This is a genomic window from Rhizobium sp. 05L429, from assembly GCF_056397645.1.
This window is the reverse complement of the sequence record NZ_JBFTNV010000002.1, coordinates 105269-127485: the sequence shown is the minus strand read 5'-3', so window position 1 is coordinate 127485 and position 22217 is coordinate 105269. Positions and strand designations below refer to the sequence as shown.

The 22217-nt window shown below is 59.5% G+C and carries 24 protein-coding genes and 1 pseudogene; 18 read left to right on the top strand and 7 right to left on the bottom strand.

The window, feature by feature from the left end:
* The first annotated feature begins 13 nt into the window (after positions 1-13).
* Together AC1DNW_RS02335 and ldtR are read left to right on the top strand one after the other, a co-directional pair.
* On the top strand, positions 14-451 hold the full coding sequence (locus AC1DNW_RS02335) for a DUF6163 family protein (RefSeq protein ID WP_113308432.1): 438 nt from the start codon (positions 14-16) through the stop codon (positions 449-451).
* Between the two features lie 128 nt (positions 452-579).
* Positions 580-1092, top strand: coding sequence for a transcriptional regulator LdtR (gene ldtR / locus AC1DNW_RS02330; protein ID WP_113295289.1), 513 nt, complete (start codon positions 580-582; stop codon positions 1090-1092).
* A 178-nt stretch (positions 1093-1270) separates the two neighbouring features.
* Here the strand turns inward: ldtR and AC1DNW_RS02325 are convergent, their stop codons facing one another.
* A complete protein-coding gene (locus AC1DNW_RS02325) occupies positions 1271-1990 on the bottom strand; it encodes a hypothetical protein (RefSeq protein WP_113308433.1) in 720 nt (239 codons plus the stop codon).
* Positions 1991-2236: 246 nt separating this feature from the next.
* On the opposite strand from AC1DNW_RS02325, the gene AC1DNW_RS02320 reads away from it, so the two are divergent.
* The 6 genes from AC1DNW_RS02320 (at position 2237) to AC1DNW_RS02295 (ending at position 8916) form a co-directional block, all read left to right on the top strand.
* Positions 2237-2986: a DUF4145 domain-containing protein gene (locus AC1DNW_RS02320; protein WP_113308434.1), complete on the top strand. Its 750-nt coding sequence runs from the start codon at positions 2237-2239 to the stop codon at positions 2984-2986.
* A 621-nt stretch (positions 2987-3607) separates the two neighbouring features.
* Positions 3608-4909 carry a L,D-transpeptidase family protein gene (locus AC1DNW_RS02315; RefSeq protein WP_113295292.1) on the top strand — a complete coding sequence of 434 codons (1302 nt, stop codon included), beginning with the start codon at positions 3608-3610 and terminating at the stop codon, positions 4907-4909.
* 179 nt (positions 4910-5088) lie between these two features.
* Positions 5089-6387: a serine hydroxymethyltransferase gene (gene glyA / locus AC1DNW_RS02310; protein WP_113308435.1), complete on the top strand. Its 1299-nt coding sequence runs from the start codon at positions 5089-5091 to the stop codon at positions 6385-6387.
* Between the two features lie 110 nt (positions 6388-6497).
* Positions 6498-6974 carry a transcriptional regulator NrdR gene (gene nrdR / locus AC1DNW_RS02305; RefSeq protein ID WP_113295294.1) on the top strand — a complete coding sequence of 159 codons (477 nt, stop codon included), beginning with the start codon at positions 6498-6500 and terminating at the stop codon, positions 6972-6974.
* Positions 6975-6976: 2 nt separating this feature from the next.
* On the top strand, positions 6977-8296 hold the full coding sequence (gene ribD / locus AC1DNW_RS02300) for a bifunctional diaminohydroxyphosphoribosylaminopyrimidine deaminase/5-amino-6-(5-phosphoribosylamino)uracil reductase RibD (RefSeq protein ID WP_477851812.1): 1320 nt from the start codon (positions 6977-6979) through the stop codon (positions 8294-8296).
* Positions 8296-8916, top strand: coding sequence for a riboflavin synthase (locus tag AC1DNW_RS02295; protein WP_113295296.1), 621 nt, complete (start codon positions 8296-8298; stop codon positions 8914-8916). The genes ribD and AC1DNW_RS02295 overlap by 1 nt, the downstream gene beginning before the upstream one ends.
* Here AC1DNW_RS02295 and AC1DNW_RS02290 read toward each other — a convergent pair.
* From AC1DNW_RS02290 to AC1DNW_RS02280, 3 genes are all read right to left on the bottom strand, one after another.
* Complete coding sequence (locus AC1DNW_RS02290; RefSeq protein ID WP_113295297.1) at positions 8897-9412, bottom strand: GNAT family N-acetyltransferase; 516 nt, start codon at positions 9410-9412, stop codon at positions 8897-8899. The two genes, AC1DNW_RS02295 and AC1DNW_RS02290, sit on opposite strands and share 20 nt — an antisense overlap.
* A 42-nt stretch (positions 9413-9454) precedes the next feature.
* Positions 9455-9949 (bottom strand): cupin domain-containing protein, encoded by a 495-nt coding sequence (locus tag AC1DNW_RS02285; RefSeq protein ID WP_113308437.1) that lies wholly within the window; start codon positions 9947-9949, stop codon positions 9455-9457.
* Between the two features lie 121 nt (positions 9950-10070).
* Positions 10071-10430, bottom strand: coding sequence for a hypothetical protein (locus AC1DNW_RS02280; protein ID WP_113295299.1), 360 nt, complete (start codon positions 10428-10430; stop codon positions 10071-10073).
* Between the two features lie 345 nt (positions 10431-10775).
* On the opposite strand from AC1DNW_RS02280, the gene ribH reads away from it, so the two are divergent.
* The 3 genes from ribH to AC1DNW_RS02265 all read left to right on the top strand — a co-directional run bounded on the left by ribH (position 10776) and on the right by AC1DNW_RS02265 (position 14050).
* Positions 10776-11231: a 6,7-dimethyl-8-ribityllumazine synthase gene (gene ribH / locus AC1DNW_RS02275; protein WP_113295300.1), complete on the top strand. Its 456-nt coding sequence runs from the start codon at positions 10776-10778 to the stop codon at positions 11229-11231.
* 2 nt (positions 11232-11233) lie between these two features.
* Positions 11234-11716, top strand: a complete 483-nt coding sequence (gene nusB / locus AC1DNW_RS02270) for a transcription antitermination factor NusB (protein WP_113308438.1) — start codon at positions 11234-11236, stop codon at positions 11714-11716.
* Positions 11717-11911: 195 nt separating this feature from the next.
* Positions 11912-14050 (top strand): sodium-translocating pyrophosphatase, encoded by a 2139-nt coding sequence (locus AC1DNW_RS02265; RefSeq protein WP_113308439.1) that lies wholly within the window; start codon positions 11912-11914, stop codon positions 14048-14050.
* A gap of 175 nt (positions 14051-14225) precedes the next feature.
* Here AC1DNW_RS02265 and AC1DNW_RS02260 read toward each other — a convergent pair whose 3' ends face one another.
* Positions 14226-14759, bottom strand: coding sequence for an outer membrane protein assembly factor BamE (locus tag AC1DNW_RS02260; RefSeq protein ID WP_113295303.1), 534 nt, complete (start codon positions 14757-14759; stop codon positions 14226-14228).
* 188 nt (positions 14760-14947) lie between these two features.
* On the opposite strand from AC1DNW_RS02260, the pseudogene AC1DNW_RS02255 reads away from it, so the two are divergent.
* From AC1DNW_RS02255 to AC1DNW_RS02230, 6 genes and pseudogenes are all read left to right on the top strand, one after another.
* Positions 14948-15539 (top strand): annotated as a pseudogene (locus AC1DNW_RS02255) (ubiquinol-cytochrome C chaperone family protein).
* Between the two features lie 11 nt (positions 15540-15550).
* The gene (locus AC1DNW_RS02250) at positions 15551-16105 is read left to right on the top strand and encodes a DUF177 domain-containing protein (protein ID WP_113308440.1); all 555 of its coding nucleotides are present in this window, start codon (positions 15551-15553) and stop codon (positions 16103-16105) included.
* Positions 16106-16206: 101 nt separating this feature from the next.
* Entirely contained in the window at positions 16207-17253 is a 1047-nt protein-coding gene (gene plsX / locus AC1DNW_RS02245) for a phosphate acyltransferase PlsX (RefSeq protein ID WP_113295306.1), read from the top strand.
* Between the two features lie 19 nt (positions 17254-17272).
* Positions 17273-18244, top strand: coding sequence for a beta-ketoacyl-ACP synthase III (locus tag AC1DNW_RS02240; RefSeq protein WP_113295307.1), 972 nt, complete (start codon positions 17273-17275; stop codon positions 18242-18244).
* A 106-nt stretch (positions 18245-18350) separates the two neighbouring features.
* Positions 18351-18689 carry an integration host factor subunit alpha gene (locus tag AC1DNW_RS02235; RefSeq protein WP_007819963.1) on the top strand — a complete coding sequence of 113 codons (339 nt, stop codon included), beginning with the start codon at positions 18351-18353 and terminating at the stop codon, positions 18687-18689.
* A gap of 148 nt (positions 18690-18837) precedes the next feature.
* Positions 18838-19380 carry a MerR family transcriptional regulator gene (locus AC1DNW_RS02230; RefSeq protein WP_113295308.1) on the top strand — a complete coding sequence of 181 codons (543 nt, stop codon included), beginning with the start codon at positions 18838-18840 and terminating at the stop codon, positions 19378-19380.
* Between the two features lie 43 nt (positions 19381-19423).
* Here the strand turns inward: AC1DNW_RS02230 and AC1DNW_RS02225 are convergent, their stop codons facing one another.
* Positions 19424-19765, bottom strand: a complete 342-nt coding sequence (locus AC1DNW_RS02225; protein WP_113295309.1) for a response regulator — start codon at positions 19763-19765, stop codon at positions 19424-19426.
* Positions 19766-19958: 193 nt separating this feature from the next.
* Here AC1DNW_RS02225 and AC1DNW_RS02220 point away from each other — a divergent pair, with 193 nt between their 5' ends.
* On the top strand, positions 19959-21596 hold the full coding sequence (locus tag AC1DNW_RS02220; RefSeq protein WP_113308441.1) for a response regulator: 1638 nt from the start codon (positions 19959-19961) through the stop codon (positions 21594-21596).
* Between the two features lie 33 nt (positions 21597-21629).
* Here AC1DNW_RS02220 and AC1DNW_RS02215 read toward each other — a convergent pair whose 3' ends face one another.
* On the bottom strand, positions 21630-21950 hold the full coding sequence (locus tag AC1DNW_RS02215) for a DUF1236 domain-containing protein (protein ID WP_113308442.1): 321 nt from the start codon (positions 21948-21950) through the stop codon (positions 21630-21632).
* Positions 21951-22217: the final 267 nt, after the last annotated feature.

The following is a 22217-nucleotide window of genomic DNA, read 5'->3' as shown; positions in this document are numbered from 1 at the left end:
GTGAGGTCTCGCCATGGAAACCGATTCTCCGACGATACCGAAACGGACGCTGACGGATATCCTCTTTATCTTCTTCCTGCGGCTCGTCGCCGTTTCCTGTTTCTGGTTCGGCCTGCAATATTGGGCGATGCTCGTCGGCTACTCGCTGGTCGGCGCCGGCCGCTTCGATCTGTTGAGCCTGCCATGGAAGGTCGCAAGCACCTGCCTTGCCGTTCTTTTCCCTGTCGCCTCGCTCGGCCTTTGGCTTACAGTTTCCTGGGGACCGGTGATCTGGGTGCTTGCCGCCGGCGGCCAGATCCTCATGTACGGCCTGCTTCCGCAGACCTTCGGGGCCAACCAGCTGATCATCCTGCTCCATGTGATCGTGGCCGTCATCTACTGGATTTTCAGGCTTTCCCTGTGGCTGGAGCGACGCCGCCAGCGTCGCCAGGTAAGCGTTGATTTACCCTGATACAGCAAGAGGTTTTCGTAAGCCTCTGTTAAGCCTGCGGTTTAAGTCGAATTTTATATGTATTCGATAGGGTCTCACTCAAGGCGGGAAGAAAACGACACCGCCAAACAAAACAGTGAGGCAGTCAAATGAACACGAAAATCAAGCCGCAGGCGGTATCGACTTTCCATGCACACGAACAGGGCATCCGTGATCTTTACATGGAATCCCTTCACCTTGTTGAACGTCTTCATCGTCGTCTTCTCGACGTGATCAAGGACGAGTTCGACCGTCAGGGCCGCAGCGACGTCAACGCCATCCAGGCGCTCCTGCTTTTCAACATCGGCAATTCCGAGCTGACCGCCGGCGAACTGCGTTCCCGCGGCTACTACCTCGGCTCGAACGTCTCCTACAACGTCAAGAAACTGGTCGACCTTGGTTTCATCAACCACCAGCGCTCGCGCATCGACCGCCGCTCGGTCCGCATCAGCCTGACCGAAACCGGCCAGGACATCGCCGAAACGGTCGCCAAACTCTACGAACGCCACATCGCCTCGATCGACAAGGTCGGCGGCATCGGCACCGACGAGTTTACGCAGATGAACAAGCTCCTGCAGCGTCTCGATCGCTTCTGGAACGATCAGATTTTGTACCGTCTGTAATCCAGTACGACGCTGTAACTGGTTCAATATTAGAATACTCCAACTGGCGCGCAAGTGCACTAAAAGGCACGAGATGGTACAGGGTGGCGCTCGTTTGCGTGCCACTTGCATGCCAGTAAATCCGACCTCCAATCGGCAATTGAACGCATCACGGCTTCCCTCCGTGGTGCGCTTTTCGTTAGAAGGGAATGTCGTCGTCCAAATCCCGTGAGAAGTTGCCTTCGGAAGGGCCGGTAATCTGCTTCGGGGGAGGCGGCAGCTTCCTGCGCTCGGGAGGGGGCGGCAGCTGATTCTGCTCGGGCTCTTCATCCTTGGCGTTGCCCATGATGGCCTGAATACGCCGCAGAAGCTCATTGATGGGCTTGAGGGTGTTCGTCCCTTTGTCCACGACGCCGACAATGTCGATTGCCATTAGGGTGGCGTTCTCGAATCTTGTCCGTACCCTGTCCACATCCGCTTCGAACGCGTTAAGCTTGCTGAACAGCGAATTGCGTTTGCGGTCCTGCAGGTCGGCAGTCGTCAGAACGTCCCGGATCTCTCGAATGAGATTGTGGATGCGCTCCTTGTCCTCTGGGCTGAGCTGGACCGAATAGACCTTTGTGACGCGAGACTTCCGGACCTTCACTTCCATCACGTAGCGCTTCAGCGCGCGGTCGAAGTTTGTGAAAACGGGGTAGATGTCGTCCCAGTCCTCGGGAATAGTCCAGTTCTCAAATCCGAGGATTTCGAGACCCTGTGCGACGCCCAGCATGGTGTTCATGAACTCGACGGCCGCTGAGCGGGTGTCTTGCACGCCGTGGGTCTGCTCCTGATATTCTTGGTTATGCCGCTCGTACAGTCGGACGAACGCAACTTCGGGGTCGTCCGGAAGGTCATCATATTCAGGAAAGTCGTTCATCTTACCCCTCTTGCTGGAGAGAAAGTAAGTAACGGAAGTTGTGCGCACAATACCGTAAACCGCAAACCCACAGGGCAACTGAAGCCTCCGGGCTGGGTGCTCGATTGTGAAAGCATAGTTGCGGGGAGAATTAAGTGGCTGGCAGCACCTCGATGGGGAGGGCGCGGATGGTGACGTGACAGCTTGCGGAAACTCGCCTTTCCGGCCTTTGATTTAACTGTGTGAGCGTGATTCGGGGAGGCAGGAATGGACCAAGGGCTCTGGAGGAGATCGTTCTCGTCGTTTCCCGGCTACGGTTGCCCGAGATGCACGCGGGGCTCTCTCGGGCTGGTCTCTAAGACCATGAGTACTGTACAGGCCACCTATGCCGATCGCCAGCATAGGGAGGAAGGCTACCATCCATACAACGACGTGACGCGGTTCGCCTGCCTGTTGCAATGTGACGCGTTTTCCTGCGGAGAAGTTGTCGCAGTCAGCGGTGACATCACGCATGATGTCGATATCCAATACGATGAGGATGGTGCTCAAGAGCATTACCGGCCCGAGTACCTTCCCCGGAGCATGTTCCCGGCACCTCCAGTGTTTCGCCTGTCCGACCAGTTACCGAAACATTGCGCTGAGCATTTGAGCGCGGCTTTCGGTTTGATGTGGGGCGATACCGGCGCCTGCGCAAATCGCATCCGCGTCTTCGTTGAGGCGCTGCTTGACCACTACGGCATTCCGAGAGAGGGAATGACCAAGAAATCCAAGCCGACGCGTTACGATCTTAGCAAGCGGATCGACCTGTTCGAGGACCAAAAGCCGGGCCATAAAACGCTTTTTGATGCTCTCCGATGGGTCGGGAATCTCGGCAGTCATGCAGGCCCGATGAAATGGGACACCATTCTCAAGTGCTTCCAGATCGTTGAGCACCTAATTGAAATCCTGATTGATGACAAAGCGGGGGCTATCAAGGCGCTTGCACAGGAAATTGTGGACAAGAAGGGCAAAATCTAGCACTTGCAATTCGCGAGCATATGATGAACGGACGGCGTCATGTCCAGCCGTAAAGGCGAGCCCACACCGGCCGAAATAGACCGGACCCACCCCATCAAATTGCGCTGCTGGCTGAGTGTCCCTCGGTAAGTTAGGCGCCGAGCAGGCGGCGTTCTGCCACGGAAGCCGGCTGCTCATCTGCTCACGCGGCCATCAGGTTAGATGTTGACGAAAACCGGCTGCGTTCTCAGCGCGCCCAGTTTGGCCATTCACCTCTGCGTGGCATCTTTGCAACGCACGGCAACCAAGCACAAAGCCCGGTATTCAAGCCGTTTTTTAGTCGTTATTAACCGGCACGGTTTACCCGTCTTATGGTTCGTGGCATGCGGTTCCCGGCAACCGGCAGTCTGTCTTCCGGCCCGGCAACACGAATTGGCCATATTGATGTGACAGCGGAATATTCGATAGCCGGCGTCCTCGATGGACCATTGGCACCATCCAGGTTGCTCGCAATCTTGTGATGGGACTGGCGGAATTTCCTGCTGCGCCGGAAGAACGAACGGATAGGGATCTGCGTTAAAGCGCGGTGATATCGCAAATGGCTGCGGCTTCCTCCACCGCGGCATTGAGTGGTTGGGACGAATGTCTAAGAAGAACGGAATTGAAGCTCTCTCCCGCCGCGCCTTCTTGGCGTCGGCGGCAACGGTTGGTGCCGGCGCGCTTGCCGGACCCGCATTCGCGCAATCGGCGCTGGATGGGCTCCTGAATGCCCCCAAGCGCGGTAACTGGGACGACCAGTTCGATGCCAAGGCCGCCTCGCGCACGGCGACTGCCGTTCTCTCCAATACTCCGATCCTCAGCCCGCAGTCGGTGCCGAGCACCCAGCAGGCGATCATGCAGTATCAGCAGATCGCTTCCGCCGGCGGCTGGCCTGAGGTCAATCCTGGCGATCAGCGCCTGCAGCTCGGTGTTAGCTCCCCCACCGTCCAGGCGCTGCGCCAGCGTCTCGCGATCACCGGCGATCTGCCGCGTGAAGCCGGCCTGTCCAACGCCTTCGATTCCTATGTCGACGGCGCCGTCAAGCGCTTCCAGGCCCGTCACGGCTTGCCCGCCGATGGTGTGCTCGGCGAATTCACGCTGAAGGCGATGAACATTCCCGCCGATGTGCGCCTGCAGCAGTTGAACACCAACCTCATCCGCCTGCAGACCTTCCCGGAAGACCTGGGACGCCGCCACCTGATGGTCAACATTCCGGCTGCCTATGTGGAAGCCGTTGAAGACGGCAGCGTTGCGACGCGCCATACCGCGGTTGTCGGCCGCCTGAGCCGCCCGACGCATCTCGTCAACTCGAAGGTCTACGAGGTCATCCTCAACCCCTACTGGACGGCACCCCGCTCGATCGTCGAGAAGGACATCGTGCCGCTGATGCGCAAGGATCCGACCTATCTCGAAAAGAACGCGATCCGCCTGATCGACGGCAAGGGCAACGAAGTCCCCCCCGAGACCGTCGACTGGAACGGCGAGGCGCCGAACCTGATGTTCCGTCAGGACCCCGGCAAGATCAACGCCATGGCGTCCACGAAAATCAACTTCTACAACAAGAACGGCGAGTACATGCACGACACGCCGCAGCAGGGCCTGTTCAACAAGCTCATGCGCTTCGAATCGTCGGGCTGCGTGCGCGTCCAGAACGTCCGCGACCTGTCGAACTGGCTGCTGCGCGAAACGCCCGGCTGGAACCGCCAGCAGATGGAGCAGGTGATCGCAAGCGGCACCAACACGCCGATCAAGCTCGCGACCGAAGTTCCCGTTTATTTCGTCTATATCTCGGCCTGGGGCATGCCCGACGGCGTCGTTCAGTTCCGCGACGACATCTACGAGATGGATGGCAATGCCGAACTGGCGCTCGACACTACCTCGGGTATGGAGCAGCCGGTCCAGTAATCCGGACATCAAACGATCCTCAAAAGCCGCGCCATTTGCGCGGCTTTTTTGTTTCTGCGGCCCCCACTTCAATCAAAGTGATCGGCCCGCGCGCTTAGCCCAGCAAATGTCGTTCTTCGTATTGCCCTCGCATCGGCGGAAGGCTAATACCTTGCCGCATTCCACCGTAGGAGCCCGCCATGACCAATGCTTCCACCGAATCCTTCTTCAATCGCTCGCTTGCGGACGTCGATCCGGAAATCTTTGGCGCGATCGGAAAGGAACTCGGTCGTCAACGGCATGAGATCGAATTGATCGCATCCGAGAACATCGTTTCCCGCGCCGTTCTGGAAGCCCAGGGCTCCATCATGACCAACAAATATGCCGAGGGTTATCCGGGCAAGCGCTACTACGGTGGCTGCCAGTTCGTCGATATCGCCGAGGAATTGGCCATCGAGCGCGCCAAGAAGCTCTTCGGCGTCAATTTTGCCAACGTTCAGCCGAACTCCGGTTCGCAGATGAACCAGGCGGTATTCCTGGCGCTGCTGCAGCCGGGCGATACCTTCATGGGCCTCGACCTGAACTCCGGCGGTCACCTGACGCACGGTTCGCCGGTCAACATGTCCGGCAAGTGGTTCAACGTCGTGTCTTACGGTGTGCGCGAAGGCGACAACCTGCTCGATATGGATGAAGTCGAGCGCAAGGCCAAGGAAACCAAGCCGAAGCTGATCATCGCCGGTGGCACCGCCTATTCGCGTATCTGGGACTGGAAGCGCTTCCGCGAGATCGCTGACAGCGTCGGCGCTTACCTCATGGTCGACATGGCCCACATTGCCGGTCTCGTTGCCGGTGGCGTACATCCGTCGCCGTTCCCGCACTGCCATGTTGCGACGACGACGACCCACAAATCTCTGCGTGGTCCGCGCGGCGGCGTCATCCTGACGAATGACGAGGATCTGGCCAAGAAGTTCAACTCGGCTGTCTTCCCCGGTCTCCAGGGCGGCCCGCTGATGCACATCATCGCCGCCAAGGCTGTCGCATTCGGCGAAGCCCTGCAGCCGGAATTCAAGGATTATGCTGCGCAGATCGTCAAGAACGCCAAGGCGCTCTCCGAAACGCTCATCGCTGGCGGCCTCGATGTCGTCTCCGGCGGCACGGACAACCACCTGATGCTGGTTGACCTGCGCAAGAAGAACGCCACCGGCAAGCGCGCCGAAGCAGCGCTCGGCCGCGCCTACGTCACCTGCAACAAGAATGGGATTCCCTTCGATCCTGAAAAGCCCTTTGTCACCTCGGGTGTGCGCCTCGGCGCTCCGGCCGGCACGACGCGCGGCTTCAAGGAAGCGGAATTCCGCGAAATCGGTAACCTCATCGTCGAGGTTCTCGATGGCCTGAAGGTTGCTAATTCCGACGAGGGCAATGCCGCCGTCGAGGCTGCCGTCCGCGGCAAGGTGGTGAACCTGACCGATCGCTTTCCCATGTATGATTACATGGGCTAGAGCGCCATGCGCCCGTTCGGGCGCACGAAGGACGCTCTAACTCTTTGAATCTACGCATCAGGCTTTCCGAAAATCGATTTCGATTTTCGGGCCGATGCTAAGGAGAAGGCATGCGCTGCCCCTATTGCGGTTCGGAAGACACTCAGGTCAAGGATTCACGCCCGGCGGAGGATAACACCTCCATCCGCCGGCGCCGCATCTGCCCGGATTGCGGCGGCCGCTTCACGACCTTCGAGCGCGTGCAGTTGCGCGAACTGATGGTCACCAAGAAGACCGGCAGGAAAGTTCCCTTCGATCGTGACAAGCTGGTCCGTTCCTTCGACGTGGCGCTGCGCAAGCGCCCTGTCGATCGCGACCGCATCGAGCGCGCCGTTTCCGGCATCGTGCGCCGGCTGGAAAGCTCGGGCGAGACGGAAATCTCCTCCGAACAGATAGGCTTGCAGGTTCTCGAAGCCATGAAGAGCCTCGATGATGTCGGCTTCGTCCGCTACGCTTCGGTCTATCGCGATTTCTCGCATGCCGAGGATTTCGAAAAACTGATCGCCGAGATCAACGCCAAGATCGGCCGCGATCCGCTGGACGTCTGACCATGGGCGAGGGGATCGCGCAGCCTGAGGATGAACGCTTCATGGCAGCCGCGATCCGCCTGTCGCGCTGGCATACGGGCCAGACTTCCACGAACCCATCCGTCGGCTGCGTCATCGTCCGTGATGGTGTGATCGTCGGCCGTGCCGTGACCGCGCTCGTCGGCCGCCCGCATGCCGAGCCGCAGGCGCTGGCCGAAGCCGGTGAACTCGCCCGCGGTGCGACGGCCTATGTCACGCTTGAACCGTGCTCGCATCACGGCAAGACACCGCCCTGCGCCGAGGCTCTGATCGCTTATGGCGTCGGCCGCGTCGTCATCAGCGTCACCGATCCTGATGTCAGAGTGTCCGGCCGCGGCATTGCCATGCTGCGCGATGCCGGCATCGAGGTGACGTCGGGCGTGCTGGAGGAGGAGGGCAGGCAGTCCCTGTCAGGCTATCTCACCCGCCAGACGAAGAACCGCCCCTATGTGACTCTCAAACTTGCCGTTTCAGCCGATGGCATGATCGGCCGCGAGGGGGTAGGGCAGGTGGCGATCACTGGCCCGGAAGCCCGCGCCCAGGTGCAGGCGCTGCGCGCCGAAACCGATGCGATCCTCGTTGGCATCGGCACCGCGATTGCTGACGATCCGTTGCTGACGGTGCGTGCGCCCGGGCTTGAAACGCAATCGCCTGTTCGTATCGTGCTTGATCCCACTCTTTCGCTGCCGCTGACGAGCAAGCTTGTCGAGACGGCGCGGGAGGTGCCGGTCATCGTTGTGGCGAGTGAAGAGGTTTCACCGCTAGGGTCGGAGGCGGATGGGACACCCCCCTCTGTCCTGCCGGACATCTCCTCCACAAGCGGGGAGATCGGCAAGGCGCTCGCTCCGAATTCCCAAGATGGTCGCTCGTCACCCGCAGCGGAAAATGTGGTGCAGGGAGCTGGCCTCCAGCCAATCTCCCCCCTTGTGGGGGAGATGTCCGGCAGGACAGAGGGGGGTAACACACCCACTGACCCAACCGAGATGGACTCCCGCCGCGCAGCACTCGAAGCCGCCGGCGTCGAAATCCTTTACTGCAATCCCTATCATCCCGAAGTCCTGCTGCCGGCCCTTGCCACACGCGGCATCTCCTCGCTCCTGGTCGAAGGCGGCGCGAAAACCGCGAGGCTTTTCCTCGAAGCCGGTCTCGTCGATCGTATCCAGCTTTATCAGGCGCCTCTCGTCATCGGCGAGGGCGGTATTGAATCTCCGTTGCAGGCAACCGACATACCATCCGGCTTCGCCCACAGGGGCACTTATATATTCGGCGCGGATCGCCTGGACGAATACGAAAGAGAGAATTGATGTTCACCGGAATTGTTACCGATATCGGCACGATCGAATCCGTTTCGCCGTTGAAGGAAGGCATCAAGCTTCGCGTCGCGACGAATTACGATCCGGCGACCATCGATATGGGCGCTTCCATCTCCCATTCCGGCATCTGCCTCACCGTGACCGGCCTGCCGCAGGACGGCAGCAACGGCCGCTGGTTCGAGGTCGAAGCATGGGAGGAGGCGCTGCGGCTTACCACCGTTTCCACCTGGCAGGCGGGCAACCATATCAATCTTGAGCGTTCGCTGAAGATCGGCGACGAGCTGGGCGGCCACATCGTCTCCGGCCATGTCGATGGCAAGGCCGAGATCCTGTCGGTCACGGAGGAAGGCGATGCTACGCGCTTCCGTCTGCGCGCGCCTTTCCATCTCGCGAAATTCGTGGCACCCAAGGGTTCGATTGCGCTCGACGGCACGTCGCTGACCGTGAATGCCGTCGATGGTACGGATTTCGACGTGCTGTTGATCCGCCACACGCTTGAGGTCACCACCTGGGGCGAACGCAGGGCAGGCGACTTCGTCAACTTCGAGGTCGACACGATGGCGCGTTATGCCGCCCGTCTTGCCGAATTCCCTAGCGCAAAAACTGAATGACCGGACCGCTATAGTCCGTCCGCGCTGTTTCCCTGAAGCCGAGCTTCTCGGCTACTTTCAGGGAAGGGGAATTGTCCGGGCTGATGATGCAGCTCATCGGTCGTCCCGGAAACTGCTTCTCGCCCCAGCCGATGATTGCCTTCAGCGCTTCTGTGGCATAACCCTTGCCGTGCGCGGAAGGCAGCAACGCCCAACCCACCTCCATCGTGCCTTCGATCGACGGCTGCATGTCCCGTTTGGCTTCGAGAAAACCCGCTTCGCCGATGAAACGGCCGCTTTCTTTCGCCTCGATCGCGAAGAAGCCGAAGCCCATATAGTGCCACATGCCGGCAAGGCGCAGCATGCGCGACCAGCTCTGCTCGCGGGTGGAAGGTACGCCGCTGATGAAGCGCACGACGTCCTCGTTTCGCCAGAGATCGTAATGAGCATCGAAATCATCGATGTGGTGAGGGCGTAACACGAGCCGCTCGGTCTCCAAGGTCGGAATATCGATCATGATGAGAATGCTTTAAACAAATTGTCGAGAGGTGGCCGAGGTTCAGAGGCCGGGTTCGCCGTCCCAGTAATCGAGCGCATTTTCTCCCCGGCCGATATGGTCGAAGGAGCTTCCTTCGCGGTTGGTCTTGGCGAGAAACTTGCCGGAATCGGGATATTCGCAGATCTCGGTCTTCGCCTTGGTCGACAGGCCGAAATAGATGAGCGGCGTTGATCCGGTGTTGATGATCTGATGCGCCGTTTCCGGCCCGCCTGCGGGCGCGCCCAGCACGTCGCCCTTCTTGATCGCATAGCGCTGGTCGCCGAAACGATATTCGCCCGTGCCCTCGATGATATAGAAGAGCTCGTCCTCGACATGATGATTATGGAAGGGGCAACCGGATTTGCCGGGCGGCACTTCGCTGTAGCTGATGCCGAGATTGGTGAGACCCAGGTGTTTTCCGAACGAAGTGTCGCGGCTTTCGAAAAGCCGTCCTCTCGTCCAGTGCTCAAGGGGTAGGTCGGCCGTATTGATGACCGGCTTTGCATTCATCGCCATAGGGTCCTCCGCTTTGGCGAGAAGACAACCCTATCCGGCGGAAAATGCAACAGCGATTTCGGGAAAAGGCGGCATGGGCGGTGAGGAGATCAGCCGCCCATGCCCGCCTTCCGTGGCAGCCTCAGCGAACGTAGAACGTAATGCTGCCGTCGGCTGCCTGTTCGGCGTTCACGACATTGCGGATATTGACACCATCACTGTTCAGCCTGTGTGCTAGCGACCTGTTGGCGTCGATGGAGGCCTGTATGGCGTGGACAGCACTCTGGGAGCGCTGGAGGACGGAGCGCGGACCGGTGCTTTCGTCGTCGAGGTTGTGCCAGTCGTAGACGGGCTGGATGTCGAAGTCGTTGCCCTGGAAGGTGCGAAGGGTCTGTTCGATACCTTGGGCGGTATTCATGCCGAGGCTTTCAGCCCGGCTGACGCCGGCAAATGCAAGGGAGGAGAAAGCGGCGGCAATAGCGATTTTAGCAACGCGGTTCATGATAGTATCCTTTCGTCAGCTGGGACGGTCGGCTGTCGTTGCAGGGGATCGTCGGCGTTACGACAGGGATTTGGCGCTGCAGCATCGGCGTTTCAATGGCCTAAGCTACTGAAAACAAATTACAAATTGTTCATGAAATCTGCCTTGGAATTGCCGTTATTCCGGCACCCGGCTAAGCATGTTTTTTGCGTCGTTGCGCCTGACAATGCCTGCCTCTGCTATCCCATTGCAGATATTTCGTCTTTCCTTTAGAGCGCCACCCGAATTTGCTTGCCATTCGGACGAAGGCATGTTTTGACCGCGGCCTGCCCGAGTGGAAAATGCCCCTCCAAACGAAGGTGAACCATGCCGAAAGAGACCGCTCCCCATATTTTGATCGTCGAAGCACGCTTCTATGACGACATGGCTGATGCTCTTCTGGAAGGCGCGACCTTCGCGCTGGAAGAGGCGGGCGCTACTTGCGACGTCGTCACCGTGCCCGGCGCGCTGGAAATTCCGGCGGCGATTGCCATGGCGCTCGATGGCGCGGATAATGACGGCACGCAGTATGATGGTTTCGTTGCCCTCGGCATGGTCATCCGCGGCGAGACCTATCATTTCGACATCGTGTCGAACGAGTCCTCGCGCGCTCTTATGGATCTCGCTGTCAGCGAGTCCCTTGCCATTGGCAACGGTATCCTGACCGTCGAGAATGATGAACAGGCCTGGGTGCGCGTGCGCCGCTCGGAAAAGGACAAGGGCGGTTTCGCTGCCCGTGCAGCTCTCACCATGATCGAGCTGAAGAAGAAGTTGGGTGCATAAGAATGACTGACGAAAATACCGAACGACCGGTCAAGGCTGCCAATCAGCGGGGCGCTGCGCGTCTTGCGGCTGTGCAGGCGCTTTATCAGATGGATATCGGCGGCACCGGCGTTCTGGAAATCGTGGCGGAATACGAGGCCCACCGCCTTGGACAGGAAATCGACGGCGCAACCTATCTGAAGGCTGACGCCGGCTGGTTCCGCTCGATCGTTTCTGGCGTCGTGCGCGACCAGCTTCGTCTGGATCCGCTGATCGCCTCCGCCTTGCAGGACGACTGGGCGCTATCGCGTCTGGACAGCACCGTCCGCGCCATCCTGCGCGCCGGCGTCTTCGAACTCGTCGACCGCAAGGACGTGCCCGTCGCTGTCATCGTTACCGAATATGTCGAGATCGCCCGGGCCTTCTTCGACGATGATGAGCCGAAGCTCGTCAATGCTGTTCTGGACCGCATCGCCAAGCAGGTGCGCGGCGACCAGAAGAAATAGGCACTTAGCCGCCAAACGATCCCTCCCTTTGTTTCTGCGGAACTGCAAGGCTTTTGAAGTTTTGCAGTCTTGACGCGACGTTATCGACCACGCAATCTCCGCTCGCCTGCTGGGCGTTTCTATGGAGAGGAGTCGATTCAGCAGCATTCGTCGCCGGAGAAGGAGTGAGCTCCGGCTTATGGGAGGAAAGAGCGAATGACCATTCTTTTATTGGTAATCGCATGTGGCCTGCTCTCGGTGGTCTATGCCATCTGGGCAACCCGGTCGGTACTTGCTGCCGACCAGGGCAACAGCCGCATGCAGGAGATCGCGGGCTATATCCGCGAGGGCGCACAGGCTTATCTGACGCGTCAGTATAGAACCATTGCCATTGTAGGCATTGTTGTTTTCATTGCAGCATGGCTGCTCCTTTCCGCCACGGCCGCGATCGGTTTCCTGATCGGCGCCGTCCTCTCGGGTGCCGCCGGCTTCATCGGCATGCACGTCTCCGTCCGCGCCAACGTGCGCACCGCCCAGGCAGCATCCACCAGCCTCTCGGCCGGCCTGGACATCGCCTTCAAGTCGGGCGCGATTACCGGCCTTCTGGTTGCCGGCCTCGCGCTGCTTGGTGTTTCCATCTATTATTATGTGCTGACTATCGTGCTCGGCCATGAGGCCGGCTCGCGTGAAGTCATCGACGCCCTTGTGTCGCTCGGCTTCGGCGCCTCGCTGATCTCGATCTTCGCCCGTCTCGGTGGCGGCATCTTCACCAAGGGTGCCGACGTCGGCGGCGATCTCGTCGGCAAGGTCGAAGCCGGTATTCCGGAAGACGATCCGCGCAACCCGGCAACCATTGCTGACAACGTCGGTGACAATGTCGGCGATTGCGCCGGCATGGCGGCCGACCTGTTCGAGACCTATGCAGTCTCCGTCGTCGCCACAATGGTTCTCGCGGCAATCTTCTTTGCCGGTGCACCCATACTGCAGTCGGCTATGATCTATCCGCTGGCAATCTGCGGCGCCTGCATCATCACGTCGATCATCGGCACCTTCTTCGTCAAGCTCGGCTCGAACGGCTCGATCATGGGCGCCCTGTACAAGGGCCTTATCGTGACGGGCCTCTTGTCGATCATTGGTCTCGGCGCAGCAACCTCGCTGACAGTCGGTTGGGGTTCGCTTGGCCAGGTAGCAGGTTTCGACATTACCGGAACGAAGCTCTTCTTCTGCGGTCTCGTCGGCCTCGTCGTCACAGCGCTGATCGTCGTCATCACTGAATACTATACCGGCACCGGCAAGCGCCCGGTCGTCTCGATCGCCCAGGCATCGGTCACCGGCCACGGCACCAACGTCATCCAGGGCCTTGCGGTATCCCTGGAATCGACGGCCCTGCCGGCAATCGTCATCGTCGGCGGCATTATCGCCACCTATCAGCTCGGCGGCCTGTTCGGCACCGGCATTGCGGTCACCGCCATGCTCGGCATTGCCGGCATGATCGTCGCACTCGATGCCTTCGGTCCGGTCACTGATAATGCCGGTGGTATCGCCGAAATGGCCCATCTGCCGCCGGAAGTGCGCAAGTCCACGGATGCGCTCGATGCCGTCGGCAACACGACGAAGGCCGTCACCAAGGGTTACGCGATCGGTTCGGCCGGTCTCGGTGCGCTGGTGCTCTTTGCCGCATACGCGAACGACCTGCAATATTTTGCAGCGCATCCTGACCAGTATCCCTATTTCCAGAATATCGGCCCGATCTCGTTTGATCTGTCGAACCCTTACGTGGTTGCCGGTCTGCTGTTCGGCGGACTGATTCCTTATCTCTTCGGTGGCATCGCGATGACCGCCGTCGGGCGTGCTGCCAGCGCGATCGTCGAGGAAGTGCGTCGGCAGTTCAAGGAAAAGCCCGGCATCATGCAGGGCACGGAGAAGCCTGATTACGGCAGAGCCGTCGATCTTCTGACCAAGGCAGCGATCCGCGAGATGATCATACCGTCGCTGCTGCCGGTGCTGGCACCTATCGTTGTCTATTTCGGCGTGCTCGTCATCTCCGGCTCGAAGGCCTCAGCCTTTGCAGCACTTGGCGCATCGCTGCTTGGCGTCATCATCAACGGTCTCTTCGTGGCGATCTCGATGACGTCGGGAGGCGGCGCATGGGACAATGCTAAGAAGAGCTTCGAGGACGGCTTCGTCGACAAGGACGGCGTGCGCCACATGAAGGGCTCGGAGGCTCACAAGGCGTCGGTGACAGGCGACACCGTCGGCGATCCCTACAAGGATACGGCCGGTCCCGCCGTCAATCCGGCGATCAAGATCACCAACATCGTGGCGCTGCTGCTGCTGGCGGTTCTCGCAAGCTGACGCATGTCGCGCAAAACTGTTCAGCAGTTTTGCGATGACGACATGCGGAAAACGAGGACTTGAAACGTGGCAAGTGAATCTTAAAGATCGCGACGTGCTTCAAGACGCTTCAAGCGAATGAAATAAAACCCGCCGGATCGCTCCGGCGGGTTTTTTGTGTGGAAAACAGTTTGCGTCAGCGCAGGCTGGACGGGTTCTGCGGCGTGCCGCCGGCACCGCCACCGAACAGGCTCTTGGCCGCATTCGCCGCGCTGCCGCCGGACAGCATCTGCTGCAGGAAGGTGAGTTCGCGGCCACCGGTCGGCGTGACGCGGGCAATCGTGTCGAATACCTTGCCGTCCTGCAGAGTATAGTTGGCGCGGCGGGTCACGACGCCGTCCTTGTCGAAATAGATGGCGAGAATGCTCTGCTCGGTGACGCGCAGCTTCTGGTAGGCCATCGAGCGCTGTCGGCGCTGCGAGATGTAATAGAAGACTTCGCCGTCGAAGGTTGCCGTCGTGGATGGCGTACCGAGCGACAGCAGCACCTGCTCGCGGCTGGAACCCTCGGGCACCAGCGCCAGCGACTGCTCATCGACAATATAGCCCCCGTTCAGCACGGTGCTCGTCTGGCAGCTTGAGAGGGCGGTGGCGGAGGCGATTACGATGGCAATGGCCGCATTGCTGAAGAATTTCACGTCTGACTTGAAATACCGTTTCTTCAACGACATCTACTCCCTTGAGTATCGATAGCAGCCATTCCAAACACTGCGTGCTTCCTCCTGCAAAACCATTGTGGCCATTCCGGGGTCGAATTTTCCCGATCCGCCTCTTTGTCCACCGAAGCGCAGCTGTCCCGAAACCAGCCACGAACAGCATTGCAATTCGCGCCTGCTTCGGTAAACCAGCTTTCGAAATCATGCAACAAGGCCCGGTGCCGCTCGGCGCCAAGAATGCGGCATTTCCGGAAAAAACAAATGATCTTCGGGCTCTTCGGTAAGAGAAACAGCAACCAGGCCATCGTCGAGCGGCAATACGCGGCTCTGACGGCCGCTGCCCGCATGCCGGAGCTCTATGAACGCCTTGACGTGCCCGATACCGTCATGGGCCGCTTCGAGATGCTGTCGATTGCCATGATCCTGTTTTTCCGCCGCACCCGCGCATCGGGGACGAGCGGCCAGGAGATCGCCCAGGAAATCGTCGATGCATTCTTTCAGGATATCGACTATTCGATTCGCGAACTCGGTATCGGCGACAATAGCGTGCCGAAGCGCATGAAGAAGCTCGCGGGCATGTTCTATGGCCGGCTTGAAGCCTATTCGAAGGCGATGGATGCCGGTGATGTCGCGGCTCTTTCCGCGGCACTCCAGCGCAATATCTATCCCGAAACCGCTGGGGCTGCCGACATGAGCGGGCTGGCGCATTGGATGATGGCGGCGGAAGCCCACCTGTCGGCCATTCCCGAAGAGGCGATCTCCACCGGCTCGGCGACGATTCCGCAGGTCGCCTGAGGAGCAAGACCATGAAGAACGATCACAACGAGATTCCTTTTTCCTATCCTGTAAAGGTCGGCCACATTTCCGCTAACCCGGTTGAGGTCCGCGTGAGCGCCGACAAGGACGAGCTGAAGGCCTTGGCCGAAAGCTGGAACGTCGTGTCGGTGGACGATCTCCACGCGGATCTGCAGATCAACAGGTGGAAGCGCGACGGCATACGCGTCAAGGGACGCGTGCAGGCGAAGATCGTTCAGTCCTGCATCGTTACCCTCGAGCCGGTCGAATCCAGGATCGATGAGACGTTTGAGCAGATCTTCGTTCCGGAAAATTCCAAGCTCGCGCGCCATCCGGCCAATGATGCCGGTGAAATGATACTGGATCCTGACGGTCCGGATCTTCCGCAGACCTTCGTCGGCGATACGATCGATGTCGGCGAGATCGTTGCGGAATTCGCCGCACTCGCCATCGATCCTTATCCGCGCAAGGAAGGCGTGGAGTTCGAGGGTCATATCGAGGACACCGGTGAAAATGACCGGAAGCCTTCCGCATTTGCCGCGCTTAAGGACTGGAAAAAGGACTGAAGCATCCCCGGCATTTGCCACAATTCAGTTGTAAGCGACGCCAAAACCGGTATTTTGGCCGAAATTTCGTCCTGGAGGCGAAAGAGAAGGATCAGGGACGCGTGATCAGAATATCTCTCGACCTCATGGGTGGCGACTTTGGTCCCCAGGTTGTCATCCCTGGCGCCGCCAAGGCGCTGGACAGGCACCCGGATATTTCCTTCGTCTTCTACGGTATCAAGGAACAGTGCGAGCCGGTTCTGGCGAAGTTTCCCAAGCTCAGGGAAAAGTCGACTTTTCATGATTGCGAGCTTGCCGTCAGCATGGAGGAGAAGCCCAGCCAGGCGCTTCGCCGCGGCCGCTATATCTCCAGCATGTGGCGCACTATCGAAGCGGTGAAGTCGGGCGAGGCCGATGTCGCCGTTTCCGCCGGCAACACCGGCGCGCTCATGGCCATGGCAAAGTTTTGTCTTCGCACGATGGCCAATATAGAACGCCCGGCGATCGCCGCCATCTGGCCGACGATGAAGGGCGAAAGCATCGTGCTCGACGTTGGCGCCACGATCGGCGCCGATTCGCAGCAGTTGATGGATTTCGCGCTCATGGGCGGCGCGATGGCACGCGCGCTCTTCGAGTTGGAGCGCCCGACCGTCGGCCTGCTGAATGTCGGCGTCGAGGAAATCAAGGGCCAGGAAGAGGTCAAGGAGGCCGGTCGCCTGCTGCGCGAAGCCAATCTCGATTCGCTCGAATATTCCGGCTTCGTCGAAGGTGACGATCTTGGCAAGGGCACAGTCGACGTCGTGGTGGTGGAAGGCTTTTCGGGCAATATCGCGCTGAAGGCCGCCGAAGGCACAGCCCGGCAGATTGGCGCCTATCTGCGTGCTGCAATGTCGCGCACGCTGCTTGCCCGCATCGGCTATCTCTTCGCCAAGAGCGCTTTCGACATGCTGCGCGAGAAGCTCGATCCGAGCAAGGTCAACGGCGGCGTCTTCCTTGGCCTGAACGGCATCGTCATCAAGAGCCATGGCGGAGCGAATGCCGAAGGCATAGCCGCGGCCATCGAAGTCGGCTATGACATGGCCAAGAATGGCCTGACCCAGAAAATAGAAAACGATCTCAAAAAATATCATGCCAAGCGGCTGCCCCCTATGGGGCCGGAAGCCGCGTGAGCGACGGGGTTCAAGCAATATGATCCGATCAGTGGTTCGTGGCTTCGGAGCTGCACTGCCGAAACGCGTGATGACCAATCGCGAAATGGAAGGTGTCGTCGACACGTCGGACGAATGGATCGTCCAGCGTACCGGCATCCGGCAGCGTTACATTGCCGGAGATGACGAAACGACGGCGTCGCTCGGCGAGGCGGCAGCGCGTGCCGCGCTCGCAAATGGCGGGCTGACGCCTGGTGATATCGATATGATCATCTGTGCCACCTCGACGCCTGATAACACCTTCCCGGCGACATCAGTCAACATCCAGAATCGTCTCGGCATGGCGCATGGCTTTGCCTTCGACGTTCAGGCCGTCTGCACGGGTTTCGTCTATGCGGTGACGACGGCCGACGCCTATATCCGTGGCGGTCTTGCCAAGCGCGTACTCGTCATCGGTGCTGAGACCTTCTCCCGCATCCTCGACTGGAATGACCGCACGACATGCGTGCTTTTCGGAGACGGCGCAGGCGCGATCGTGCTGGAAGCAGCCGAAGGCGAGGGGACGACGGCAGACCGCGGCGTGCTGACCGCGCATCTGCGCTCCGACGGTTCGCATAAGGAAAAACTCTACGTCGATGGCGGTCCTTCCTCGACGGGTACGGTCGGCAAGCTGCGCATGGAGGGCCGCGAGGTCTTCAAATATGCCGTGGGCATGATTACCGACGTCATCCAGGCGGCCTTCGATTCGACCGGAACGACCTCTGATGATCTCGACTGGCTGGTCCCCCACCAGGCCAATCGCCGCATCATCGACGGTTCGGCGAAGAAGCTGAACATTGCCCCGGAAAAGGTTGTCATTACCGTCGATCTTCACGGCAATACGTCCGCTGCCTCCATTCCGCTGGCGCTTGCGACGGCTGCAGGCGACGGACGCATCAAGAAGGGCGACCTCGTGATGCTGGAAGCCATGGGCGGCGGTTTCACCTGGGGCGCCGTTTTGCTGCGCTGGTAGGCACAAATCCTAAAAAACTGGCGGCGAACAAGAGCTTGACCGTAAGGCGCAAGACAAATACTCTTTGCTCGCTTTCACAAAATAATTTCTATTGGGCGGGGAAACCATGACCGGAAAGACAGTGACGCGAGCAGACCTGGCGGAATCCGTTTTTCGCAAGGTCGGTCTCTCCCGGACAGAATCTGCTGAGCTGGTCGAAACGGTTATCGACGAGATTTGCAACGCCATCGTGCGCGGCGAAACCGTCAAACTTTCCTCCTTCGCGACCTTCCAGGTGCGTGACAAGAACGAGCGTATCGGGCGCAACCCGAAGACCGGCGAGGAAGTTCCGATTTCGCCCCGCCGCGTCATGACCTTCAAGGCTTCGAATGTGCTTAAGACGCGCATTCTCAAGTCCCATGTTGCCCGGAAGGGCAAAACCAAGCCGCAGAACCCGGCTGCCTGATCATCTTTTCCCGCCGAACGGAACCTTTTTTTGCCGCGTAGCTCCTCCTGCTGTGCGCAACGCGAAGACGTGACTTGAATTCTCGGCTCCAAACCGTTGAAATGTGATGAGTCGCCGTTTGGATCGATCCGCGAGGTCGCGTAGCAGTATGACGTTGGACAAGAGCCCGGATGCCTTTCGCACCATCAGCGAAGTTGCTGATGATCTCGACTTGCCGCAGCATGTGCTGCGCTTTTGGGAAACCCGCTTTCCACAGATAAAGCCGATGAAGCGTGGCGGTGGCCGGCGTTATTACCGGCCGGAGGATGTCGATCTTTTGAAAGGCATCCGCCATCTGCTCTACGATCACGGTTATACGATCAAGGGTGTACAGAAGCTCTTAAAGACCAACGGCAACAAGTTTGTCGTTGCGGTCGGTCACGGCGATCTTGCAAGCGTCGAATCACTCTCGGCCGGCGTGAACGATACCGCCGCAGGGGAACCGCGCATCGCCATGGCGGAAGAGGACCAGATCGTTGGCCGCGCCAAGCCGCCGATCACGCGCCGCTTCTTCAATTTCGTCAGCGGCGAGGACGATCAGCCGGAAATCTCGGTCGGCAAGTCGAGTGTCGGCAAGGAGGATCGTGCGCTTCTCCAGGAGGCGCTTTACGATCTTCTGGAATGCAAGCGTCTGCTCGATCAGGTGCGTTAGAGCCTTTCCTGGTCAGAATGCTTGAGGCTGGCTCTGGCAGCCGCTAGGCCTGCATGCCTTTCAGCGCTTTTTCGAGATCGGAGAGCCGGAACGGTTTTTGCAGGACAGGCTGGCTTGAATTGCTGCCTTCGGGCGCGCTGCCATATCCCGTCGCAAAGACATAGGGCTTGCCGAGCGCCTCAAGCAGCTTTGCGATCGGTAGCGAGCTCTTTCCAGCCAACGAGACGTCGAGGATAGCCGCGTCGAATTCCTTGTTCTGGACCGCATCGAGCGCCTGCTCCAGATCCGGAACGCTGGCGCTGACGCGGTAGCCGAGATCCTCAAGCATCTCCTCAAGCAGCATGGCGATCAGCGCGTCGTCTTCGACGATGAATATGTCTTTCATGGTCCCGTCCACCCTTTACCCTTGCGTAGGCCCGTGTCAGGCCCCTTGCGGGGGATCACGGCTTATCTGTCCCGAGCCGGCTGCTCGTCAAGGCTGGGGAGCCAGCGATGCGAGAAACAGCGTATTGCCCGGCCGGATTCGATATGCAAAAGCTGGAGTACCGTTTTCGTAACGGAGGGGAAGAGGCTGGAAAATGGATTTGTTGAGCACCACGGACTGGCTGCGTCAAAGGCCGGGCTTGACCTATCCGCTCGCCGTCGCCGTTGTCGCGCTCACCTTCCTGACGCGTCTTGCCGCCGGCGATTATCTCTCCGGCTTTCCCTTTCTAAGCTTCCTGCCGGCCGTCCTGATCGCAAGCTTCATCGGCGGCGCCGGGCCAGGTGCGGTTGCTGCTGTCCTGGCGGGCTTCCTTGTCCAGCAGTTCTTCGTCGTGCCGCATAACGTCTTCTGGCCCGTCACCTTTGGCCAATGGATCGGTCTGTCCACCTTCATCGTCAACGCATTCATCATCGTCGGACTGATGCAGGCGATCATCGTCTCGCATGGCCGGCAGGGGCATCTGCGGGAAGCGCTCAACAATTTCAATACAAGGCTGGAAGAGACAGTCACTCAGCGCACCGCCGAACTCAAGCGCGAGATGGAGGAGCATGCCGCTGCCCAGGCGCAAGTGCGCCAGTTGCAGAAGATGGAAACTATCGGCCAGCTGACCGGCGGCGTTGCCCACGATTTCAACAACATGCTGGCGATCATCATCGGCAGCCTCGATCTTGCTCAGCGCCGGTTGAACGGCAAGGAGGATCCACGCCTCCTGAATTCGATCCAGAGTGCCAGGGACGGCGCGCAGCGGGCGGCGGTGCTGACCGCGCGCCTGCTCGCCTTTTCGCGCCGGCAGCCGCTGGCCCCCGAGGTGACAGACGCCAATAAGCTGGTCGGTGGCATGTCGGAACTGCTGCGCCCGACGCTGGGCGAGCAGATCAGGATTGAGACGGTTCTAGCCGGTGGCCTCTGGCCGACATTTGCGGATTTGAGCCAGCTCGAAAACGCCATCCTCACTCTCTCGGTCAATGCCCGCGACGCCATGTCTGATGGCGGACATCTGACGATCGAAACGGCCAATACCGAACTGGACGACCGCTACGCCCGTACGCACCACGAGGTCGAGGCCGGCCAATATGTGATGATCAGCATCACCGATACCGGCACCGGCATGTCGCCCGAGGTCCTGGAACGCGCCTTCGATCCCTTCTACACGACGAAAGGTCCGGGAAAAGGGACTGGGCTCGGCCTCAGCCAAGTCTATGGCTACGTCAAGCAGAGCAAGGGACACATCAAGATCTATTCCGAGATCGATCGCGGCACGACGGTGAAGATCTATCTCCCGCGCTATGTCGGTTCCGGTGACGCACGTTTTGCGGCGACATCGATGGCGCCGATCCCGCAGGGAAGCGTCGAGGATACCGTCCTTGTCGTGGAGGATGACGAGAGCGTGCGGGAGATGACGGCCGAAAGCCTGCGCGAGCTCGGTTATAGCGTGCTGCAGGCTGCCGGCGGCCCCGAGGCGTTGGAGATTCTGGAGACCGAGCGCGTCGATCTCATCTTCACCGATATCGTGATGCCGCAGATGAACGGCCGCCAGCTTGCCGATACCGTCATGGAAAAGTGGCCGGATATCCGGATACTCTACACGACCGGCTATACCCGCAACGCCATTGTTCATAATGGTGTACTGGACCATGGCGTCTCGCTGCTTGCCAAACCCTTCAGCCTGGAGCAGCTCGCGCACAAGGTACGCGAGGTGCTGAACAGCAAGCCTCCCGCAGAACAGGCGTGAGGCCCGGGAAGAACCTCACGCCTTGCCGATAGCCTATTCCAGAACCTGAATGATACGGTGTGTCTGCGGCTCGACGATCACCCGGCGTTCGTTGATGACGGTATAGCCATAGCCGTCGATATTCGGCACGGTGTGGACTTCCACGGTGTTGGGAAGCGTCGCGCCGACGGCTATGTCGCCGTCATAGACGACGGAGGGAGCGCTCTGTTCCATCACATAGGTGCGTACTTCGCCCGGAAGAACGACGGTCGAACCGGTCGGCGCCGGATCGGTTACGATGACGCTGCTCTGCGCGAAGGCGGCAGAGCTTACGGTTAGCATGAGGGCGGCCGCGGCCAGCGTGGTTTTGCGCATGGATATTCTCCTTTTCCTACCCAGACATCGGAGAGAACGCCTACCATGCTTCATGGTTCCGACCGCGAAACGCGGCGCGTAGAGGCGGGGCAAGGTCGAAGTTACGCTCGCAGAGGTAGAGTTTTCGTAAGCTCTACCCGACAAAACTGTTGGCGAGCTGTTGACCATTTGTTAACCATAAGCATCGTTTATTCCTAATGAACGACATAGGGGTTGTTGATTCGCAAATTCGTCGCGCTTTGTCCCTTCAGACAAAGATTAAAAATA

What these genes read in the sequence shown, in the direction of transcription:
- glyA (WP_113308435.1), top strand. Translation starts at nt 5,089, where the DNA reads ATGACCAATGCTTCCACCGAATCCTTCTTCAATCGCTCGCTTGCGGAC.
- AC1DNW_RS02215 (WP_113308442.1), bottom strand. Translation starts at nt 21,950, where the DNA reads ATGCGCAAAACCACGCTGGCCGCGGCCGCCCTCATGCTAACCGTAAGC.
- ribH (WP_113295300.1), top strand. Translation starts at nt 10,776, where the DNA reads ATGCCGAAAGAGACCGCTCCCCATATTTTGATCGTCGAAGCACGCTTC.
- AC1DNW_RS02335 (WP_113308432.1), top strand. Translation starts at nt 14, where the DNA reads ATGGAAACCGATTCTCCGACGATACCGAAACGGACGCTGACGGATATC.
- AC1DNW_RS02285 (WP_113308437.1), bottom strand. Translation starts at nt 9,949, where the DNA reads ATGGCGATGAATGCAAAGCCGGTCATCAATACGGCCGACCTACCCCTT.
- AC1DNW_RS02235 (WP_007819963.1), top strand. Translation starts at nt 18,351, where the DNA reads ATGACCGGAAAGACAGTGACGCGAGCAGACCTGGCGGAATCCGTTTTT.
- AC1DNW_RS02295 (WP_113295296.1), top strand. Translation starts at nt 8,296, where the DNA reads ATGTTCACCGGAATTGTTACCGATATCGGCACGATCGAATCCGTTTCG.
- AC1DNW_RS02280 (WP_113295299.1), bottom strand. Translation starts at nt 10,430, where the DNA reads ATGAACCGCGTTGCTAAAATCGCTATTGCCGCCGCTTTCTCCTCCCTT.
- AC1DNW_RS02265 (WP_113308439.1), top strand. Translation starts at nt 11,912, where the DNA reads ATGACCATTCTTTTATTGGTAATCGCATGTGGCCTGCTCTCGGTGGTC.
- AC1DNW_RS02315 (WP_113295292.1), top strand. Translation starts at nt 3,608, where the DNA reads ATGTCTAAGAAGAACGGAATTGAAGCTCTCTCCCGCCGCGCCTTCTTG.
- AC1DNW_RS02240 (WP_113295307.1), top strand. Translation starts at nt 17,273, where the DNA reads ATGATCCGATCAGTGGTTCGTGGCTTCGGAGCTGCACTGCCGAAACGC.
- AC1DNW_RS02325 (WP_113308433.1), bottom strand. Translation starts at nt 1,990, where the DNA reads ATGAACGACTTTCCTGAATATGATGACCTTCCGGACGACCCCGAAGTT.
- AC1DNW_RS02320 (WP_113308434.1), top strand. Translation starts at nt 2,237, where the DNA reads ATGGACCAAGGGCTCTGGAGGAGATCGTTCTCGTCGTTTCCCGGCTAC.
- ribD (WP_477851812.1), top strand. Translation starts at nt 6,977, where the DNA reads ATGGGCGAGGGGATCGCGCAGCCTGAGGATGAACGCTTCATGGCAGCC.
- nusB (WP_113308438.1), top strand. Translation starts at nt 11,234, where the DNA reads ATGACTGACGAAAATACCGAACGACCGGTCAAGGCTGCCAATCAGCGG.
- AC1DNW_RS02250 (WP_113308440.1), top strand. Translation starts at nt 15,551, where the DNA reads ATGAAGAACGATCACAACGAGATTCCTTTTTCCTATCCTGTAAAGGTC.
- AC1DNW_RS02290 (WP_113295297.1), bottom strand. Translation starts at nt 9,412, where the DNA reads ATGATCGATATTCCGACCTTGGAGACCGAGCGGCTCGTGTTACGCCCT.
- AC1DNW_RS02260 (WP_113295303.1), bottom strand. Translation starts at nt 14,759, where the DNA reads ATGTCGTTGAAGAAACGGTATTTCAAGTCAGACGTGAAATTCTTCAGC.
- AC1DNW_RS02225 (WP_113295309.1), bottom strand. Translation starts at nt 19,765, where the DNA reads ATGAAAGACATATTCATCGTCGAAGACGACGCGCTGATCGCCATGCTG.
- AC1DNW_RS02220 (WP_113308441.1), top strand. Translation starts at nt 19,959, where the DNA reads ATGGATTTGTTGAGCACCACGGACTGGCTGCGTCAAAGGCCGGGCTTG.
- nrdR (WP_113295294.1), top strand. Translation starts at nt 6,498, where the DNA reads ATGCGCTGCCCCTATTGCGGTTCGGAAGACACTCAGGTCAAGGATTCA.
- ldtR (WP_113295289.1), top strand. Translation starts at nt 580, where the DNA reads ATGAACACGAAAATCAAGCCGCAGGCGGTATCGACTTTCCATGCACAC.
- AC1DNW_RS02230 (WP_113295308.1), top strand. Translation starts at nt 18,838, where the DNA reads ATGACGTTGGACAAGAGCCCGGATGCCTTTCGCACCATCAGCGAAGTT.